Source organism: Streptomyces sp. NPDC002130, assembly GCF_040296465.1.
GTDB lineage: Bacteria > Actinomycetota > Actinomycetes > Streptomycetales > Streptomycetaceae > Streptomyces.
Window position 1 is genome coordinate 58410 of record NZ_JBEOXI010000005.1, and the last position, 16921, is coordinate 75330.

General features: G+C 72.5%; 19 protein-coding genes. 13 read left to right on the plus strand and 6 right to left on the minus strand.

Annotated elements, in window-relative coordinates; genetic code table 11:
• The first annotated feature begins 143 nt into the window (after nt 1-143).
• Genes ABT116_RS01845 through ABT116_RS01855 form a run of 3 tightly spaced genes read left to right on the plus strand, consistent with a single transcriptional unit; the run spans nt 144 to nt 2189 of the window.
• Nucleotides 144-1082, plus strand: a complete 939-nt coding sequence (locus ABT116_RS01845) for a PAC2 family protein (RefSeq protein ID WP_351626389.1) — start codon at nt 144-146, stop codon at nt 1080-1082.
• A gap of 55 nt (nt 1083-1137) precedes the next feature.
• Complete coding sequence (gene coaE / locus ABT116_RS01850) at nt 1138-1758, plus strand: dephospho-CoA kinase (RefSeq protein ID WP_351626392.1); 621 nt, start codon at nt 1138-1140, stop codon at nt 1756-1758.
• Nucleotides 1759-1808: 50 nt separating this feature from the next.
• Complete coding sequence (locus tag ABT116_RS01855; protein ID WP_104779441.1) at nt 1809-2189, plus strand: tetratricopeptide repeat protein; 381 nt, start codon at nt 1809-1811, stop codon at nt 2187-2189.
• 61 nt (nt 2190-2250) lie between these two features.
• Here the strand turns inward: ABT116_RS01855 and ABT116_RS01860 are convergent, their stop codons facing one another.
• The gene (locus ABT116_RS01860; RefSeq protein ID WP_351626395.1) at nt 2251-2514 is read right to left on the minus strand and encodes a DUF6343 family protein; all 264 of its coding nucleotides are present in this window, start codon (nt 2512-2514) and stop codon (nt 2251-2253) included.
• Between the two features lie 254 nt (nt 2515-2768).
• Here ABT116_RS01860 and ABT116_RS01865 point away from each other — a divergent pair, with 254 nt between their 5' ends.
• From ABT116_RS01865 to ABT116_RS01875, 3 genes are all read left to right on the plus strand, one after another.
• Nucleotides 2769-3467: a class I SAM-dependent methyltransferase gene (locus ABT116_RS01865; RefSeq protein ID WP_351626397.1), complete on the plus strand. Its 699-nt coding sequence runs from the start codon at nt 2769-2771 to the stop codon at nt 3465-3467.
• A 31-nt stretch (nt 3468-3498) separates the two neighbouring features.
• Complete coding sequence (locus ABT116_RS01870) at nt 3499-4521, plus strand: protein kinase family protein (protein WP_351626400.1); 1023 nt, start codon at nt 3499-3501, stop codon at nt 4519-4521.
• A gap of 129 nt (nt 4522-4650) precedes the next feature.
• Nucleotides 4651-5112 (plus strand): DoxX family protein, encoded by a 462-nt coding sequence (locus ABT116_RS01875; RefSeq protein ID WP_351626403.1) that lies wholly within the window; start codon nt 4651-4653, stop codon nt 5110-5112.
• A gap of 68 nt (nt 5113-5180) precedes the next feature.
• On the opposite strand, the gene ABT116_RS01880 is transcribed toward ABT116_RS01875, so the two are convergent.
• Nucleotides 5181-5786, minus strand: coding sequence for an RNA-binding S4 domain-containing protein (locus ABT116_RS01880; protein ID WP_351626405.1), 606 nt, complete (start codon nt 5784-5786; stop codon nt 5181-5183).
• Between the two features lie 157 nt (nt 5787-5943).
• On the opposite strand from ABT116_RS01880, the gene ABT116_RS01885 reads away from it, so the two are divergent.
• Genes ABT116_RS01885 through ABT116_RS01895 form a run of 3 tightly spaced genes read left to right on the plus strand, consistent with a single transcriptional unit; the run spans nt 5944 to nt 8643 of the window.
• A complete protein-coding gene (locus ABT116_RS01885; RefSeq protein WP_351626408.1) occupies nt 5944-6561 on the plus strand; it encodes a helix-turn-helix domain-containing protein in 618 nt (205 codons plus the stop codon).
• Nucleotides 6558-7886 (plus strand): MFS transporter, encoded by a 1329-nt coding sequence (locus ABT116_RS01890; RefSeq protein ID WP_351626411.1) that lies wholly within the window; start codon nt 6558-6560, stop codon nt 7884-7886. Before ABT116_RS01885 ends, ABT116_RS01890 begins: the two co-directional genes overlap by 4 nt.
• 52 nt (nt 7887-7938) lie before the next feature.
• Entirely contained in the window at nt 7939-8643 is a 705-nt protein-coding gene (locus ABT116_RS01895) for a uracil-DNA glycosylase (protein ID WP_351626413.1), read from the plus strand.
• Between the two features lie 23 nt (nt 8644-8666).
• Here ABT116_RS01895 and ABT116_RS01900 read toward each other — a convergent pair whose 3' ends face one another.
• The gene (locus tag ABT116_RS01900) at nt 8667-9323 is read right to left on the minus strand and encodes a GntR family transcriptional regulator (protein ID WP_351626416.1); all 657 of its coding nucleotides are present in this window, start codon (nt 9321-9323) and stop codon (nt 8667-8669) included.
• A gap of 171 nt (nt 9324-9494) precedes the next feature.
• Between ABT116_RS01900 and ABT116_RS01905 the strand changes: the two genes are divergently transcribed.
• Both ABT116_RS01905 and ABT116_RS01910 read left to right on the plus strand, forming a co-directional pair.
• On the plus strand, nt 9495-10946 hold the full coding sequence (locus ABT116_RS01905; protein WP_351626419.1) for an NCS1 family nucleobase:cation symporter-1: 1452 nt from the start codon (nt 9495-9497) through the stop codon (nt 10944-10946).
• A gap of 5 nt (nt 10947-10951) precedes the next feature.
• Complete coding sequence (locus tag ABT116_RS01910) at nt 10952-11674, plus strand: aspartate/glutamate racemase family protein (RefSeq protein WP_351626422.1); 723 nt, start codon at nt 10952-10954, stop codon at nt 11672-11674.
• A 1-nt stretch (nt 11675) separates the two neighbouring features.
• Here ABT116_RS01910 and ABT116_RS01915 read toward each other — a convergent pair whose 3' ends face one another.
• A complete protein-coding gene (locus ABT116_RS01915; RefSeq protein WP_351626425.1) occupies nt 11676-12281 on the minus strand; it encodes a gamma carbonic anhydrase family protein in 606 nt (201 codons plus the stop codon).
• 12 nt (nt 12282-12293) lie between these two features.
• Nucleotides 12294-12695: a RidA family protein gene (locus ABT116_RS01920; protein WP_351626427.1), complete on the minus strand. Its 402-nt coding sequence runs from the start codon at nt 12693-12695 to the stop codon at nt 12294-12296.
• A gap of 156 nt (nt 12696-12851) precedes the next feature.
• On the opposite strand from ABT116_RS01920, the gene ABT116_RS01925 reads away from it, so the two are divergent.
• Nucleotides 12852-13631, plus strand: a complete 780-nt coding sequence (locus ABT116_RS01925; RefSeq protein WP_351626428.1) for a nucleotidyltransferase domain-containing protein — start codon at nt 12852-12854, stop codon at nt 13629-13631.
• Here the strand turns inward: ABT116_RS01925 and ABT116_RS01930 are convergent.
• Nucleotides 13618-14577, minus strand: a complete 960-nt coding sequence (locus ABT116_RS01930) for an expansin EXLX1 family cellulose-binding protein (protein WP_351626431.1) — start codon at nt 14575-14577, stop codon at nt 13618-13620. The genes ABT116_RS01925 and ABT116_RS01930 overlap by 14 nt on opposite strands.
• Before the next feature lie 291 nt (nt 14578-14868).
• On the opposite strand from ABT116_RS01930, the gene ABT116_RS01935 reads away from it, so the two are divergent.
• The gene (locus tag ABT116_RS01935) at nt 14869-16761 is read left to right on the plus strand and encodes an FUSC family protein (RefSeq protein ID WP_351626433.1); all 1893 of its coding nucleotides are present in this window, start codon (nt 14869-14871) and stop codon (nt 16759-16761) included.
• Nucleotides 16762-16921: the final 160 nt, after the last annotated feature.

The following is a 16921-nucleotide window of genomic DNA, read 5'->3' on the forward strand; positions in this document are numbered from 1 at the left end:
CGGGCCGTGGGGGTTCGTCGCGCAGTTCCCCGCGCCCCCTGAAGGGGCGCCGCCCCGCCGCCAAGATCATGAATCTCCTCCCGCGGGAATGCCCACGCCCGCAACGGCGTTGTGGACTGTGAACACGAGGAGGAGCGGTCACTGTGCTTGATCCGCAGGATTTGTACGCCTGGGAGCCGAAGGGGCTGGCCGTCGTCGACATGGCGCTGGCCCAGGAGTCGGCCGGACTTGTCATGCTCTACCACTTCGACGGATACATCGACGCGGGTGAGACGGGCGACCAGATCGTCGACCGGGTGCTCGACTCCCTGCCCCATCAGGTCGTCGCCCGCTTCGACCACGACCGGCTCGTCGACTACCGCGCCCGCCGCCCGCTTCTGACGTTCAAGCGCGACCGCTGGACCGACTACGAGGACCCCGCTCTCGAGGTGCGGCTCGTGCAGGACGCCACCGGTGCGCCCTTCCTGCTGTTGTCCGGCCCCGAGCCGGACGTGGAGTGGGAACGCTTCGCCGCCGCCGTGAAGCAGATCGTGGAGCGGCTCGGTGTCCGCCTCTCCGTGAACTTCCACGGCATTCCCATGGGCGTTCCGCACACCCGGCCCGTCGGCCTCACCCCGCACGGCAACCGCACCGACCTCGTTCCGGGCCACCCCAGCCCCTTCGAGGAGGCACAGGTGCCCGGCAGCGCCGAGTCCCTCATCGAGTACCGCCTGCTCCAGGCCGGGCACGACGTCCTGGGCGTCGCCGCGCACGTCCCCCACTACATCGCCCGCTCCCCGTACCCGGACGCGGCCCTGACGGTCCTGGAGGCCATCACGGCGGCGACCGGACTGGTCCTGCCCGGCATCGCCCACGCCCTGCGCTCGGACGCCCACCGCACCCAGACGGAGATCGACCGGCAGATCCGCGAGGGCGACGAGGACCTCACCGCGCTCATCGAGGGTCTTGAGCACCAGTACGACGCCGTCGCGGGCGCCGAGACCCGGGGCAACATGCTCGCCGAGCCGGTGGACATCCCGTCGGCGGACGAGATCGGCCAGGAGTTCGAGAAGTTCCTGGCGGAGCGAGAAGGCGACGGCTGACGCCGGTGCGGCCCGGGCGAGGGCCCTGTCAGTGGCAGGGCCTAAGCTGCGGGGCATGCTGAAGGTGGGCCTGACCGGCGGGATCGGCGCCGGCAAGAGCGAGGTGTCACGGCTGCTGGTCGCGTGCGGGGCCGTGCTGATCGACGCGGACCGCATCGCGCGGGAGGTCGTCGCCCCGGGGACGCCGGGGCTCGCCTCGGTCGTCGAGGCCTTCGGTGAGGAGATCCTCGCCGCCGACGGCAGCCTGGACCGGCCCCGCCTCGGCACCATCGTCTTCGCCGACCCGGAGAAACTCGCCGTTCTGAACTCGATCGTGCACCCCCTGGTGGGCGCCCGCTCCCGCGAGCTCGAGGAGGCCGCAGCCGAGGACGCGGTCGTCCTCCATGACGTCCCGCTCCTCACGGAGAACGGCCTGGCACCGCTTTACGACCTGGTGATCGTCGTCGACGCGGCCCCGGAGACCCAGCTCGACCGGCTCGTACGCCTGCGCGGCATGACCGAGGAGGACGCCCGCGCGCGGATGGCCGCCCAGGCGACGCGCGAGCAGCGCCGCGAGATCGCCGACATCGTGATCGACAACGACGTCCCGCTGGAGCGGCTGGAGCAGCGCGTGAAGGACGTGTGGGCCGAGCTGGTGCGCAGGTCGCGGACGCCCCGGCCGTCTCCCACGGAATAGCGGCACCCCGCGAGGGCGTTGAACCCGTGCAGTGAGGGAAGGACTCAGCCGTGCCCGAGACCAGCGGTCCGACCGGACGTACCCCGGAGACGCATGTCATCGACTTCCGTGCCGCCGAGCAACTGCTCGCTGCGCGGGACCCCAGGGGCGCTGTGAAGCTGCTCGACGGCGTCATCGCCACGCACCCGGAGAACACCGCGGCGCGACTGCTGAGGGCGCGTGCCTTTTTCGCGGCGGCGCAGCTGAGGCCGGCCGAGCTGGAGTTCCAGATCGTCCTGGAGCGGGAGCCGGACAACGCGTTCGCGCACTTCGCGCTCGCCCGTACGTATGAGCGCCAGGGGCGTCCCGACCAGGCGAAGCGCCACTTCCGCCTGGCGGCTGCGCTCGACCCGAATCCGGAGTTCCTGAAGGCCGCGCGCTTCGACTCGTGAGCGGCCGGCCCCGTGCGCCTCAGAGACGTGAGCGGCGTGAGCGGCCCGCCCCGAGTGCGCCTCAGGGGCGGTCGTCCGGCGGCTGGTACGGCGGGATGTCCGGGCCTGGCTGATAGTGCGGGCCCTGGCGGATGTGCCGCAGGACGAGGGCCATGTCGATCGTGACGATCAGCAGCAGCACCCCGCAGGCGATCGCCCACCCGCTCCGCCCGGCGATGGCGAACGCCGCCGTCCCGAAGAGCGCCCAGACCAGCCCCCACAGGCTCAGCCAGAAGCGCGCCCGCAGGGCACTGCGTGCGGTCCGCGGTTCACTGCCTGTACGCATCGTCGATCACCACTCCTGCCAGCAACGTACCTCTCGTGGCGAGGGTCCACCAAGGTCGACAAGGGCCTGCCGGTGGCCGGTCTGCCGAGGCGCACGTCGCTGGAGCGGTGGGGGACCGTCTGCCCGGCACGGCAGCTCCAGGCCTTCGCCCCAACTCCGCTCCCTCGCTGTCTCGTTCACTCGGTCGGGTGAAGGTGGAGGTCGGCGGGAACGGGTGTGCGGACGCGGTCCGTTGTGCGGGCATGGAGATGAAAATGCGTGAGGGGTACGAGGGGACGGGACCCGGGGCCATCACCCCGGACGGCTGCGCGGTGGAGCTGTACTCCCGGCTGCCCATCGGGGACGAAGCGGACGTCATCGCGGCGGCGGTCCCCGAGGGCGCCCGCATTCTGGAGCTCGGCTGCGGGGTCGGACGCATGACCCACGCATTGCTGGAGCGGGGATTCACGGTCACGGCGGTGGACGAGTCCGCCCCCATGCTGGAGCGCGTGCGCGGCGCGCGGACGATATGCGGCCCGATCGAGGAGCTGGCTCTGGGCGAGACGTTCGACGTGGTGCTGCTCGCGTCGTTCCTCGTGCACGCGGGAGACGCCGAGGTGCGGCGCGGCTTGCTGCGCACCTGTGTGCGTCATGTCGTGGAGGGCGGCTGGGTGCTGATCCAACGGGAGGGCGAGGACTACCACGACAACGTGCCACGCGAGCGCAAGGACCCCAGCGGCTTCACCGTGCGGATCACGTCGTCCGAGCCGGTCGGTGACGGAGTCAACTCGGTGCACGTGGAGTACGAGTTCCCGGACGCGGTCTGGACCCAGACGTTCCGCGCGCGCCCCCTGACCGAGGAGCAGTTCGAGGCGGCGCTCGAGGAAGCGGGCCTGAAGGTGGACCGCTACCTGACAGAGGATCGGACATGGGTACGGGCGGTGCCGACGGCCGAGGCCACCGGGAGTGCTTGAAAGCCGGCTCGGGGGAGTGGAGCCAGGGCGCGTGAGCCGGTACGACACGGTCGCGACGTCCCTGGCGCTGCTCGGGGACGCCGAACTGCGCGAACTGGTGGACACGGCCCAGCCGTTGGGCACCGGCATCGGCGGGAGATCGGCCCGGCTGGAGGTGTCCGGCACACCGGTCTTCGTGAAGCGCGTCCCCCTCACGGACCTGGAGCAGCGGCTGGAAAACCGCCGCTCGACGGCCAATGTGTTCGGACTGCCCATGATCTGCCAGTACGGCATCGGCGGGCCCTCGTTCGGGGCGTGGCGGGAGGTCGCCGCCCACACCATGACCACGAACTGGGCGCTGTCCGGACAGTTCCAGGGCTCTCCGCTGATGTACCACTGGAGGGTGCTGCCGGACGAGGCACCCCATCAGGCGGAGGAGCTCGCCGATGTGGAGAAGGTCGTGGACTACTGGGGAGGGAGCGCGGCGGTGAGACGGCGGGTCGAGGCCCTGCGGCAGTCCTCGGCGAGCGTCGCGCTCTTCCTGGAGTACATACCCCTGACCCTGCACACCTGGCTCACGGCACGGATGCGAGCCGGTGACGAGGCGCTCGACCGTGCGTGTGCCCTCGTGGAGAAGGAACTGACGTCCGGCACCTCCTTCATGAACAGCCGTGGGCTGCTCCATTTCGACGCCCACTTCGAGAACATCCTCACCGACGGCCGGCGTCTGTACTTCGCCGACTACGGCCTGGCCCTGTCCACCCGCTTCGACCTGACGCCCGCCGAGGCCGACTTCTATGACGAGCACGATGCCTACGACCGCTGCTACACGGCCAGTTACCTCGTGAACTGGCTGATCACCGCCCTGTACGGCGGGGACTGGGAGATCCGTGGAGAGCTGATACAAGCGTGGGCCCAAGGAAGGCCGCCGGCCGGAGCGCCGCCGGGGACAGCCGAGATCCTCACCCGCAACGCCCCGGTCGCGGCCGTGATGACCGACTTCTACCGCACCCTCCAGAAGGAAAGCCGGGCAACCCCCTACCCGAGGGAGAGTCTCCACCTGCTCTGTCCGTGACCGGTCGGGCGGGACCGGCAGCGCCGCGGTGACCTTCCGCTTCACCTTCCCCGGCGGCGATGAGTTCCGGAGCGAGGGCCGGTCTACCTCTCCGACACCACCACGGACCGCTCTGACCAGGAGTCCTGCATGTCCGAGATCACCGCTGCCGCCCCGACCGACTCCTCCCCGGCCGGCGTCGTCATCGCCGAGTCCGCGACCGCTCGCGGGCGACGTGCGCGAATCGCCCTGCGTGCTCTGCAGGTGCTGCTCGCCCTCTTCTACGCGATCGCCAGCGCCCTGCCCAAGCTGATCGGACACGCGTCGGCCGCCGAGTCGTTCGAGCGGCTCGGCTGGGGCAGCGCGGGGATGTACACCATCGGCGCGCTCGAACTGGCCGGGGCGGTCGCCCTTTTGATCCCGGTGCTCCAGTCGGTGGCGGCGATGGCGCTGAGCGCGTTGATGGTGGGCGCGTTCGTCGTGCAGACAGCCGTCTTCGACGGGCAGTACGCGGCGACGCCGGTGATTCTGATGGTGCCGCTCACGCTCATAGCGTGGGCGCGGCGGCGGCACAACGCGGGTCTGCTCCGGCTGCTGCGGCGTCGGATGTGACCGGCCGCGTCTCGGCCTGCCCACGGTGCCCACGCCCCTCCCCGGAGCGGCCTGCCCGTGCCGCTCGGTCAGGGCCTCGGTCCGCCCGAGCCGCTGCCGAAGGCTCCGCCGCCGGGAACAGGCCCCGGGCCGGACACGCTGCCGGGGCCCGTCGAACCGCGGAGGCGTTCCATTTCGCGTCGGTCCCGCTTGGTCGGGCGGCCCGCGCCGCGGTCGCGGATACCGGCGGGGGCGACGGCCTCACGGGGCGGGGGCGGCGGGGAGTTGTCGATGTAGCACTGGGTGGCCACGGGGGCGCCGACCCGCTTGCGGATCAGCCGCGTGACGATGACGACCCGTTCGCGGCCTTCGTGTCGCAGGCGCACCTCGTCACCGACGCGCACGGCGTGTGCGGGCTTCACACGCTCGCCGTTGACCCGCACGTGGCCGCCCCGGCAGGCGGTTGATCCCATGGAGCGGCTCTTGACGAGCCGTACGGACCAGATCCAGCTGTCGACGCGGACGGTCGTACCCGCCTGCGGGCCCGCGGCCTCGGCAGCGGTGATCGCCGCGGCGACCTTCGGATCCAGGGGCCGGGCATCGTTCCCCTCGGAGGTGCCGGCGGGCGTGGGGGACCCGGGCGCCTGGTCTTCCGTCCCGTCCGTTCTGTCGTGTTGCGCACCCTGAGAAGCCATGCCCTCGACCATAGCCCTCCGAGGGGCCCTCCGAGAGCTCTCCGAGTCGCCCGGCGGGATGGCTCCCCGCACCTCCGGTCACTGTAGAACCCAATTCGCCAAAGAAGTTTTGCAAAAACCGTTTTGCTAAGTGCCCTCGGCGGCCTAACCTCCCGCCATGGACAGCGACGAGCGCAAGCGCCTACTCGACCCCGAGCGCGACACCGACGCACTGAAGGCCCTGACCCACCCCCTGCGCATCCAGTTGCTCGGGCTGTTGCGGCAGGAGGGGCCCGCAACGGCGAGTGAGCTGGCCGCGCGGACGGGGGAGTCGTCGGCGTCGACCAGCTATCACCTGCGAGTGCTGGCGAAGTACGCGTTCATCGCCGAGGCCGAGCACCGCGACGGGCGGGAGCGGCGCTGGCGGGCGTTGCACACCCTCACGTCCTGGAGCAACGAGACGATGGAGTCCACCGCTGCGGGCCGGGCCTTCGTCAGCCTCTCGCGGCGGCAGCAGGTCGAGCATCTGGAGCGGTCCCTCGCCCGGCACGAGGCGGACCTGGCGGCCGGGCGTCTCGGCCAGGAGTGGGTGGAGCCGTCCGGGATCAGGGACCTCGTGCCCCGGCTGACGGCTCAGTCGCTCACGGAGCTGTGGGACACCGTGGCCCGGAAGCTGGAGGAGCTGACGGCCCGGGACGCGGACGACCCGCGCGCGGTACCCGTGGTGCTCCTCACCGCCGGGCTGCCACTCGCCCCGCACGACCGTGGGGACACGGACCGGCAGGGCGCCTCATGACCGAGCTGCCGGGGTCACGGACGGCTCGCCGACGTTACGTCACCGTCTGCACGCTTGTATGGCTGCCGTCGGGCCTCGGCTTGGCCTCGATGGTCCTGCTGCTCAGCGAGCGAGGCATGTCCCTGGCCACGATCGCGGGGCTCTTCGCCGCCCATTCGCTCACCGTGGCCGCGCTGGAGCTGCCCACGGGCGGGCTCTCCGATGTCCTCGGGCGCCGACCGGTCCTGGCCCTGGCCGGTGCGCTCAACGTGGTCGCCTGCGTCCTGGTCGGCCTCGGCACCACCGCGTGGGTGCTCACCGCCGGCATGGTGCTCATGGGCGTGGCCCGGGCCCTGTCCAGCGGCACCGCCGAGGCCTGGTACGTCGACACCGTCCAGCAGTCCGCCGGCCCGGACGCCGAGCTGCGCACGGGCCTGGCCAGGGGCGGCTCCGCGACCTCCGCCGCCCTCGCGTTCGGCTTGCTGCTCGGTGGTGCCCTGCCCTGGCTGCTCGGTCTTGGGCCCGGCCTCGGCGCCCGGTTGAGCGAGGCGACGTCCGGTGTGGTGCTGCCCCTGTCTGTTCCGATGCTGCTGGGAGCCGCCGTCAGGGTCGTCCTCGTCTGCTACGTACTGGCCGTCCTGCGCGAGCCGCCGCGGCCGCCGGCCACTCTGCGTTCCGTGCTGCGCGGCGTCCCGGTCACCGTCCTGGGCGGACTGCGGCTGGGCGGCCGCGACGCACTGGTACGCAGGATCCTGCTCACCGCCGCGACCGTCGGCAGCGCCGTGGCCACCATCGAACTGCTCATACCGGGCCGTACCGTCGAGCTGACCGGAGCGCCTGGCTCCGGAGCGATGGTGTACGCCGCGCTCTCCTGCGTGGGGTTCGTCTGCAATGCTGTCGGCAGCCACCTCGCGCCGCTCACCGCCAAGGTGGCGGGCAGTGGCGAGCGGGCCGTGCTGGTCTGTCTCGGCACCGGGGCGACCGGCCTGTTGCTGCTTGCCGTCACCGCGACCTCGGTGCACCCGGTGGCCACGGCCCTGGCGGTCGTCGGCTTCTGCCTGCTCTACCTCGGCATCGGCGCCGCGTCCCCGAACCAGAACGACCTCTTGCACCGTCGCGTCGCCGGTGCGGGCCGGGCCACCGCCCTGTCCGTCCAGTCGCTCGCCCTGCAGCTGGCCGGCGCGCTCATCGGCCTCGTCGTCGGGGCGATGCGGCCGGGCCCGCTGCCGTGGCTGCTGACCTGTGCGGTGCTGGTGTCCGGCGCCCTGCTCTGGTTGCGCCGCGTCGGCGCGCGGCCCGCGCCGGGCACGGCCATCGCCTCGGGCTCGCGTGCCGGCGTGTCCTGAGCGTTCCGCCCCCAGTGAGGGGGATCGTCCCCGCCGCGCCTACGGTGGAGTGATGGACGCCAGCGGCCTTCCCCTCCTCGACCGGCGCATCGCGGACTGCAGGGCCTGCCCCCGGCTGGTCTCCTGGCGGGAGGAGGCGGCCCGGGTCAAACGGGCCGCCTTCGCGGACTGGACGTACTGGGGCCGGCCGGTGCCCGGTTTCGGGCCGGCGGACGCCCGGCTGCTGATCGTCGGACTCGCTCCCGCCGCGCACGGCGGTAACCGCACCGGCCGGATGTTCACCGGCGACCGCTCCGGGGACGTGCTCTACGAGGCGCTGTACGACGTGGGCCTCGCTTCCCAGCCGACCGCCGTGCACGCCCACGACGGCCTGGAGCTGCATGGCGTGCGCGTCACCGCGCCCGTGCACTGCGCCCCGCCCGCCAACAAACCCACCCCCGAGGAGCGGGACACCTGCCGTCCCTGGCTCGTGCAGGAACTGCGGCTGTTGCGCCCGACGTTGCGGTCCGTGGTGGTGCTCGGCGGTTTCGGCTGGCAGGCCGCACTGCCCGCGTTCGCCGAGGCCGGCTGGTCCGTGCCCCGGCCACGCCCCGCCTTCTCGCACGGCGCCCGGTTCCACCTCGACGGCCTGGAACTCTTCGGCTGCTTCCACGTCAGCCAGCGCAACACCTTCACCGGCCGGCTCACCCCCACCATGCTGCGCGACGTCCTGCGGACGGCCGGACGGGCGGCGGAGCTGCCGACCCGGGACGGCTAGGGAGCGCCCTCTTCCCCGGGTGGTCAGGGAGCGGCTTCCTCGCCGAACAGGTGGCGGACGGTGGAGCGGTAGTTGGTCCGCACGTGCGTCAGCGCGTGCGCGCGGGCCCGGTCCGGGTCGCCCGAGGCGATGGCCTCGTACAGCTCGCGGTGTTCCACCAGGAGCTGGGGCCACTCCTCGTTGCGCCGGGTCATCCAGCGCAGCCGCCCGGCGACCGGTTCCAGGGCCTCGCTCAGCAGGCTGTTGCCGGCCATCGCCATGATGCGGTCGTGCAGCCGGCTGTTGATGTCGGTGATCGCCTCGGCGTCCCCGGCCTCGGTGGCGGCGGCCGCGCGGTCGATCAGTTCCTGGACCTCGGCCAGGTCTTCCCGCGTCGCGCGGGACGCGGCGAGTCCGGCTGCGTAGACCTCCAGGGCTTCTCGCAGTTCGAACAATTCCTTGACGTCGGTCGGGGTGAGACGGCGTACTACCGTGCGGCGGGGCGTCTCGAAGTGGACGAAGCCCTCGGCCACGAGGGCCCGGATCGCCTCCCGGACCGGCACGCGCGAGACGCCGAACCGATCCGCCAGCTCACGTTCGACCAGGCGGTCGCCGGGAAGCAGGCTGCCCGCGATGATCTGCTGCCGCAGCTCGGACGTGACGCGTTCGCGCACCGCTCCCAGGGGTTCGATCTTCGTCATGCAGCCCATCTTCGCCGACGCGAGGTGTGTTTTACGGAGCGTTAACAGGAGCGATATCCGTCAGAACTGTTGACGGCGAGACCATGACGGCAGTTTGGTATACCAAACACGCTAGCCGTGCAGCCCCCACCGCAGCGCAGCCCTCCGTCGTCCCCTTGCTCTGGAGGCCCCGTGTCCCTCGCCGATCGTGCCGCGACCACCGGCACCCCCACGTTCGTCCCCGATCCCCGGCTCACCAACGAAGACCTGGCGCCCGCCAAGAAGCGCAACTGGAAGGTCTTCGACCTCTTCGCCATGTGGATGTCCGACGTCCACAACCTCGGCAACTACACCTTCGCCGCCGGGCTGCTCTTCCTGGGCATGAACGTCTGGCAGATCTTCACGTCCCTGCTCGTCGGGTTCGTGATCATCTACATCGGCATGAACTGGATGGGGAAGATCGGCCAGCGCCACGGCGTGCCCTTCCCGGTGGTCAGCCGGATCGCCTTCGGCATCTGGGGTGCCAACATCCCGGCGCTGATCAGAGCCGTGATCGCCATCATGTGGTACGGCATCCAGACGTACCTCGCCTCCGTCGCCGTCAATGTGATGCTGCTGGCGGCCTGGCCCGGCCTGGAGTCGTGGACGCACAACTCGTTCCTGGGCCTGGACGCCCTCGGCTGGGTCTCCTTCATCGCCCTGTGGCTGGTCCAGGCGGCGATCATCAGCCGGGGCATGGAGTCGGTCCGCAAGTTCCAGGACTTCTGCGGCCCGGCGATCTGGCTCGTGATGATCGCGCTGGCCGTCTGGATCCTCGCCAAGGCCGGCTGGACGATCTCGCTCACTTCCACCCCGCACCCGGTGTCCGTCGGGGAGCAGTGGCGCCAGTGGTTCGGCGCGATCGGCCTGGTCCTCGCCACGTACGGCACGCTGATGCTCAACTTCTGCGACTTCTCCCGCTTCGCGCCCGACTACAAGTCCGTCAAGCGCGGCAACTTCTGGGGCCTGCCGATCAACTCCACGGCCTTCGTGATCGTGTCGGTCATCGTCACCGCGGGCGCCTTCGAGGTCTTCGGCAAGGAGATCACCGACCCGGCCTACCTCGTCGCCGAGATCGGCAACACCTGGGTGCTGGTGGTGGGCGCGCTGACCTTCGCCATCGCCACCATGGGCGTCAACATCGTCGCCAACTTCGTCTCACCGGCGTACGACCTGGCCAACGTGTGGCCGCAGAAGATCACCTTCAAGGTCGGCGGCATGATCAGCACGGTCGCGGCGCTGCTCGTCACCCCGTGGAACCTCTTCTCCAACCCGACCGTCGTGAACTACTTCCTCGGTGGCCTCGGCGCCTTCCTCGGCCCGCTGTTCGGCGTGATCATGGTCGACTACTACTGGGTCAAGCGCGGCCGTGTGAACGTGGACGAGCTGTTCGACGCCTCGCCCGGCGCCCGCTACCACTACCGCAAGGGCTTCAACCCCAAGGCGCTGTGGGCGTTCCTGCCGGCGGCCGGTGTCGCGGCGGTGCTCGCGCTGGTGAAGACCTTCAGCGACGTGGCCCCGTACTCCTGGTTCATCGGCACGGCGATCGCCGCCGGCCTGTACGCGGCCCTGTGCCGTCCCGAGCGCGCCACCGCGGAGGTCTGAGAGACGTGCGGATCGTCGTCACCAACTGCAACACCACGCAGGAGATGACCGAGGAGATCGTACGAGGTGCCCGGGCCGCGGCAGGCCCGGGCACCACCGTGACCGGACTGACCCCCGCCTGGGGACCGGCGTCCGCGGAGGGCTGGCTCGACAGCTACCTGTCCGCCGCCGCCGTCCTGGACACGCTGCGCACCTACGACGGGCCGCCGTACGACGCCGTGGTCCTGGCCGGATTCGGGGAGCACGGGAGGGAGGGCGTACGGGAACTGGTCGACGTACCGGTCGTCGACATCACCGAGGCCGCGGCGCATCTCGCCTGCCTGCTGGGCCGCCGCTACGGCGTCGTGACCACCCTGGAGCGCTCGTGCGGCCAGATCGAGGACAGCCTGGAGACGGCCGGTGTGGCGCGCAACTGCGCGGCGATCGTCGGCACGGGCCTGAACGTGCTCGACCTCGGTGACGAGGAGCGGACCGAGACGGCGTTCCTGGCCGCCGCCGAACGGGCCTGCGCGGCCGGGGCGGAGGTCCTCGTCCTGGGCTGCGCCGGCATGACGGGGCTGCAGCGGGTCGTCGGTCGGAAGCTGGGCCTGCCGGTCGTCGACGGGGTCGCCGCGGCGGTCAGACTGGCGGAGTCACTGGTGGCGCTGGGCCTGACGACGAGCCGGGTGGGGAGCTACGCCGAGCCGCTCCCGAAACGAAGGGCTTGGGGCAGGCCCGCGGGGCGGTAGCTCATGCCGGTCCGTCGAGGGTGACGTCGTCCCGATGGGCCCCGTAGAACCCCACCTGCCGGGCCATCACCTCCCGCATCGACGTGCCGCGTGGGATGCCGTACACCGTGCCGGGGAAGTCCAGCGCCTCCTGGATCTGCCAGAGTTCGTCGTGCTCCCCGGGGGCGAAGAGCCGGGCCCGGGGCGCGCCCGCCGCGATCCAGCCGATGGGCAGGACCGTGCCGGGCGGCAGCACGGAGTTGACGTGCAGCACGCTGTGGATCCGCAGCTCCGAGCCGGCGCCGGCGACGGCCCCCGGGAAGACGCAGGCGCCCGTGGCGACGAAGACCTCGTCCTCCAGGGTCGCCCCGTTGACATGGGAGTGCGGGCCGACGAGCACCGCGTCACCGATCACGGCGGGGTGCCGGGCACGCCCCCGCACCAGCGCGTTCTCCATGACGACGACGTCCGAGCCGACCCGCACCTCCCCGTCCTCGGCGGTGAGCACGGCCCCGTGCAGCACCCGGCTGCGCTCACCGAGGACGACGGCCCCGCACACAACGGCCGTCGGGGCGACGTACGCGGACTCGGGGACGACGGGACGCCGCCCGCGGTGCTCGATCAACATGGCGGTCCTCGCCTACTCGGGAACGACGGCTGTCGCCGTAATCTCCACCAACTGCCCGGTGTAGCCGAGACACGCCACGCCGATCAGCGTCGACGAGTGCGGGCCCGTACTGAGGCCCGACGCCTCGACCACGCTCCAGACGGCGGACAGCACGGCCGGCTCGCCGCTCACCACGTACACGTCGGTCGCCACGACGTGCCCCAGGTCGCTGCCGACGGCGGCCAGTTGCTCGCGCAGGTTCTCGATGACCTGCTCCGCCTGCCGCACCGGGTCGCCGGGTCCCACGAGCGTGCCGTCCGGGCCCAGCGGTACGGACCCGGCGAGGAACGCCAGCCGCGTGCCGGCCTCCACGACGGACACGTGGGAGTAGGTGGGCGGCGGGAAGAGGCTCGGGACGGTGACGCGGCGGATCACGTGAGGGCTCCGATCTGCGGGCGGCGGCACGACGACCCACCGATCATGCGGGCCGCGGCATGTGCACGCACCCGTATTTCGGTACCCGGCGACCGGGCCCGCCCCCTACGCTGCCCAGGTCCCGCCCGCCCAGGGTCCGTCTGCCCAGGAGCCGCCGTGCCCGTCCTCCCGGACCACACCTTCCTCGCCGCCACCGCCGACCGCCTGGCCGCCCTGCCCGCCGTCGAGGCCGTCACCCTCGGCGGCTCCCGGGCCCAGGGCACCGAACGGCCCGACAGCGACTGGGACCTGGCGGTCTACTACCGCGGCGCCTTCGACCCGGCCGACCTCCGCGCGGTCGGCTGGGAGGGCGAGGTCTGCGAGCTCGGCGCCTGGGGCGGGGGTGTCTTCAACTCGGGCGCCTGGCTGACGATCGAGGGCCGTTCCGTCGACGTCCACTACCGCGATCTGGACGTGGTCGAACACGAGGCGGCGGAAGCGGAGGCGGGCCGCTTCCGTGTCGAGCCCCTCATGTTCCACCTGGCGGGCATCCCGACGTACCTGCTCGTCGCCGAACTCGCGGTCAACCGGGTGCTGCGGGGCGAACTGCCCCACCCGGGCGCCTATCCGCGGGCCCTGCGCGAGAGCGCCCCCGCGCGCTGGCACGGCATGGCCGCGGCCACCCTCGCCTACGCCAAGGCCGGCCACGCCCCGAAGGGCGCCGTCACACAGGTCGCGGGGGCGATCGCGCTCGCGGCGACCCAGACCGCGCACGCGGTGCTGGCCGCGCGCGGGGAGTGGGTCACCAACGAGAAGGGGCTGGTCGCGCGGGCGGGGTTGCGTCAGGTGGACGCGGTCCTCGGCGACCTGCCGGACGATCCGGCCGCACTCACCGGGGCCGTCGCCGACACGGAGACCCTCCTCGCCCGGGCCGTGGAAGCCGTCACCGGCGGGTGAACTGGACGCGGGCCGGCTGGACGGTGTCCGGGCGGATCGCGATGCCGTCGACGGTGAGCTGTTCGCCGTAGATGTCGGTGAGCCTGAGGGGGCCGCCGCAGCCGGTGCCGCCGGGGGAGAGGAAGTAGTTGTACTCGGTCCGGGTCAGCCGGGTCCAGCCGCTGCCGGTCCTGACCTCCAGCCGCGCCAGCGGATTGCGGTGACCCAGTGCCTGGATGCCGCACCAGTGGCTGCTGGAGCCGGTCTTGTAGCGGATCGAGAGCGTCTGGGACATGTCGGGGCTCTGCAGACTCCAGGTGATCGGTATCCGGCCCGCGGAGAGTCCGGCGAGCTTCGCGAAGGCCTCCTTGCTGAGGTCGATCTGCCCGGGAGCGCAGGGCAGGGGGCACTCGTTGGTGATCCGGACGGTGACGGAGGCGCCGTTCGCCGCGCGGACCAGGATGTACGCCCCGCACGCCTGGGACGTCTCGTAGTCGGTGTGGTTCATCGCCGCGACCATGAGGTCGGGGCTCGGGCCGTAGAGGCAGGCCCCGTCGCCGTCTTTGGCGTCGTAGTGGGTGGCGACACCTTTGTAGGTGGTGCCGGGCTTGATCCTGCCCGCCAGGGGTGCCGTGCCGGACGCCGGACGCGGTGCGGAGGGCCGGGTGGCGGTGGGCGAGGGCCGCGCCGAAGGGGTGGTCGCCGCGGGCTTCGGGGCCCGGGAGGTCTTGGAAGCCTCGGGTGCCTCGGAGGTTTTCGACGCAGGTGTGGCCTTGCGGGTCGTCGGCGGGGCGGTCGGCCGGGCGCCGGCGGTGGCCTGGGCCGCGGTGCGCACCGTGTCCGCTTCACCGCCGGGGCGCAGGGCGATCACGAGGGAGACGAGGAGGCCCACGGCCGCCGCGGCGACGGCGAGGACGAGGGCCGTGCGCCGCTTGCGGACGGGGCGGCGGTGCGATGGGGATGCCACGGATGAGTCCTTCGGGTCCTTGCGTGGTTCGGGATAACGCGCGCTCACGACTCACCAGTGGTCGCCGGGCCCGAAAAGGTTGCCGCGGCCCGTCTCCTGATCGCGCAGCTCCTCATCGCGTACAGCGCGCACCTCTTGATTGCGTACATAAAGAACACCGGTTCCGAGCCGTCCGACACGTTCCGGAAACCTGTCCTCCAGGAACCCCGCCTACCGTGGACAGCCACACCCCGCCCCGGCCGCCGTCGCCCGAAGGCTCACCCCTGCCCTCGCCGAGACGACAGGAGCTCCGTGTCCCGCCGCACCGCCCCGAAGCTTCCGCCCTGGCTCGCGCACGCCCTCCGTGCCCAGCGGGGGCCGGTGCCCTGGAACGCGGTGACCCGGGGGGCCCTGTCCGCCGGGCCCGTCCTGCTCGTGGCCGTGCAGACCGGCCTCACCTCCCTCGGGGTCGTGGCCGCCATCGCCGCCATGCTCGCCGGGATCAACGACCGGCCCGGGAGCCGGCGCCTGTCGGTCAAGCGGATCGGAGCGCCCGCCCTCGGTGGTGCGACGGGACTCGTCGTAGGGACGTACGCCGGGCAGGAGACCGGGGCGGTCGTCCTCACCGTGGTGCTCACGGTCGTCGGGCTCGTCGCCGGGGGGATGAGCGCCGTCGGGCCCGTGGCGTCCGCCGCCGGAACGCAGTTGCTGGTCGGCGCGGCGATCGGTGCCGGGATGCCCCTGCCGGAGCCCGGATGGGAGCGGGCGCTCGCCTTTCTCGTCGGCGCGGGGTGGCTGCTCGTGCTGCGGCTCGTCCTGCCCACGCCCGGCTCCCTCGCGGGTGACTTCCGGTTCGACGGGGAGCGGCAGGCCGTGGCCGGTGTGTACGAGGCCGTCGCCGATCTGCTCGACGCCGTCGGCGGGCCGGACGCCATCCGCCGCCGTGCCGCGCTCACCGCCGCCCTCGACCACGCCCAGGACGCCCTCGCCGGGCCCCGGCTGCGGAGGTACGCCTCCTCATCCGCCGAGCGGCGGCTGCACGCCCAGTACGCCGCGGCGCTGCCCCTCGCGGAGGCCGCCACCGCCCTCGCCTGGGCCGAGGAGGCCGTCGCCGAGCGGGCCTCCGAAGGCCCGCGGCGGCTTGCCGCCGCCGTGCGCGGCAACACCCACACCGGGCCGCTGCCCGCACCGTCCCGTTCGGCGCCCGCCCTGCGCGCCCTGGACGACGCCCTCCTGCACGCCGCCGAGGCGTTCGACCAGGGCCGGGGCGGCGACCTGCACACCCGGTCCCGCAGCGCCCGGGACCGGCTGCGCGCCGTCTTCGGCAGCGCCGGACGCGAGTACGGGCTGCGCGTCGCCCTCTGCTTCGGCGCCAGCTCGGCCGTCGCCCAGGCGCTGCACCGAGGCCAGTGGTACGGGCAGCACGAGCACTGGTACTGGCTGCCCGCCACGGCCGTCTTCCTGGTCAAGCCCGACCTCGGGCCGCTGGCCTCGCGGGTGCTGAACCGGGCCGCCGGGACCGTCCTCGGGGCGTTGCTCTTCGCCGGGTTCGCCGCCGTCCTGCCCCACCCCGGAGGGCTCATCGCGCTCGTGGCCCTCAGCGGAGCGCTGATACCCGTGGCCACCCGGCACTTCGCCGCCCAGACCGCCGTCGTCACCGTCCTGGTCCTCGCGCTCGTCATGGTCGGCGGCGAGCCCCAGGCCTCCGCCGGCCGGATCGGCGAGACGCTGCTGGCCTGCGCGATCGTGCTGATCGTCGGGCATCTGCCGATGCCAGGCCAGCGCGGCGGGGGAGTGCGCGCCCGGCTCGTGGCGGCGAACGAGGCCGCGTACGCCTACCTCACGCACGTGCTCGACGAGGCAGACGCCCCGCGCATCGGGAACTCCGGCACGCCCTCCGACCACCGCGCCACCCGCTGGACCCTGCGCCGCGAGGCCTACCGCACCCTGGCCGAGGCCCGTGCGGCCATCTCCCGCGCCGCCCACGAACTGCCCGCCCTCGCCCGGCACACCGAAGGCGCGGACGAGGTGGCCGACCTCCTCGAACGCCTCGTCGACACCACGACCGCCTGCGCCGTGCACCTCGACGACACGGCCCGGATCGGGCCCCGCCACCAGGAGCGCCTCTCGGCCGTCCTCGCCGAACTCGCCGGTCGCGGTGAAGGCGTGGGCCTACGGCCGCCGCGGACACCTCTCGCCGGCTAGCGCGCCCGGTACCTCGCCGGCTGGCGCGCCCGGTACCTCGCCGGCTGGCGCGCCCGGTACCTCGACGGCTGGCGCGCCCGGTACCTCGCCGGCTGGCGCGCCCGGTACCTCGCCGGCTGGCGCGCCCGGTACCTCGCCGGCTGGCGCGCCCGGCACCTCG

What these genes read in the sequence shown, in the direction of transcription:
- coaE (WP_351626392.1), top strand. Translation starts at nt 1,138, where the DNA reads ATGCTGAAGGTGGGCCTGACCGGCGGGATCGGCGCCGGCAAGAGCGAG.
- ABT116_RS01860 (WP_351626395.1), bottom strand. Translation starts at nt 2,514, where the DNA reads ATGCGTACAGGCAGTGAACCGCGGACCGCACGCAGTGCCCTGCGGGCG.
- ABT116_RS01865 (WP_351626397.1), top strand. Translation starts at nt 2,769, where the DNA reads ATGCGTGAGGGGTACGAGGGGACGGGACCCGGGGCCATCACCCCGGAC.
- ABT116_RS01875 (WP_351626403.1), top strand. Translation starts at nt 4,651, where the DNA reads ATGTCCGAGATCACCGCTGCCGCCCCGACCGACTCCTCCCCGGCCGGC.
- ABT116_RS01880 (WP_351626405.1), bottom strand. Translation starts at nt 5,786, where the DNA reads ATGGCTTCTCAGGGTGCGCAACACGACAGAACGGACGGGACGGAAGAC.
- ABT116_RS01885 (WP_351626408.1), top strand. Translation starts at nt 5,944, where the DNA reads ATGGACAGCGACGAGCGCAAGCGCCTACTCGACCCCGAGCGCGACACC.
- ABT116_RS01890 (WP_351626411.1), top strand. Translation starts at nt 6,558, where the DNA reads ATGACCGAGCTGCCGGGGTCACGGACGGCTCGCCGACGTTACGTCACC.
- ABT116_RS01895 (WP_351626413.1), top strand. Translation starts at nt 7,939, where the DNA reads ATGGACGCCAGCGGCCTTCCCCTCCTCGACCGGCGCATCGCGGACTGC.
- ABT116_RS01900 (WP_351626416.1), bottom strand. Translation starts at nt 9,323, where the DNA reads ATGACGAAGATCGAACCCCTGGGAGCGGTGCGCGAACGCGTCACGTCC.
- ABT116_RS01915 (WP_351626425.1), bottom strand. Translation starts at nt 12,281, where the DNA reads ATGTTGATCGAGCACCGCGGGCGGCGTCCCGTCGTCCCCGAGTCCGCG.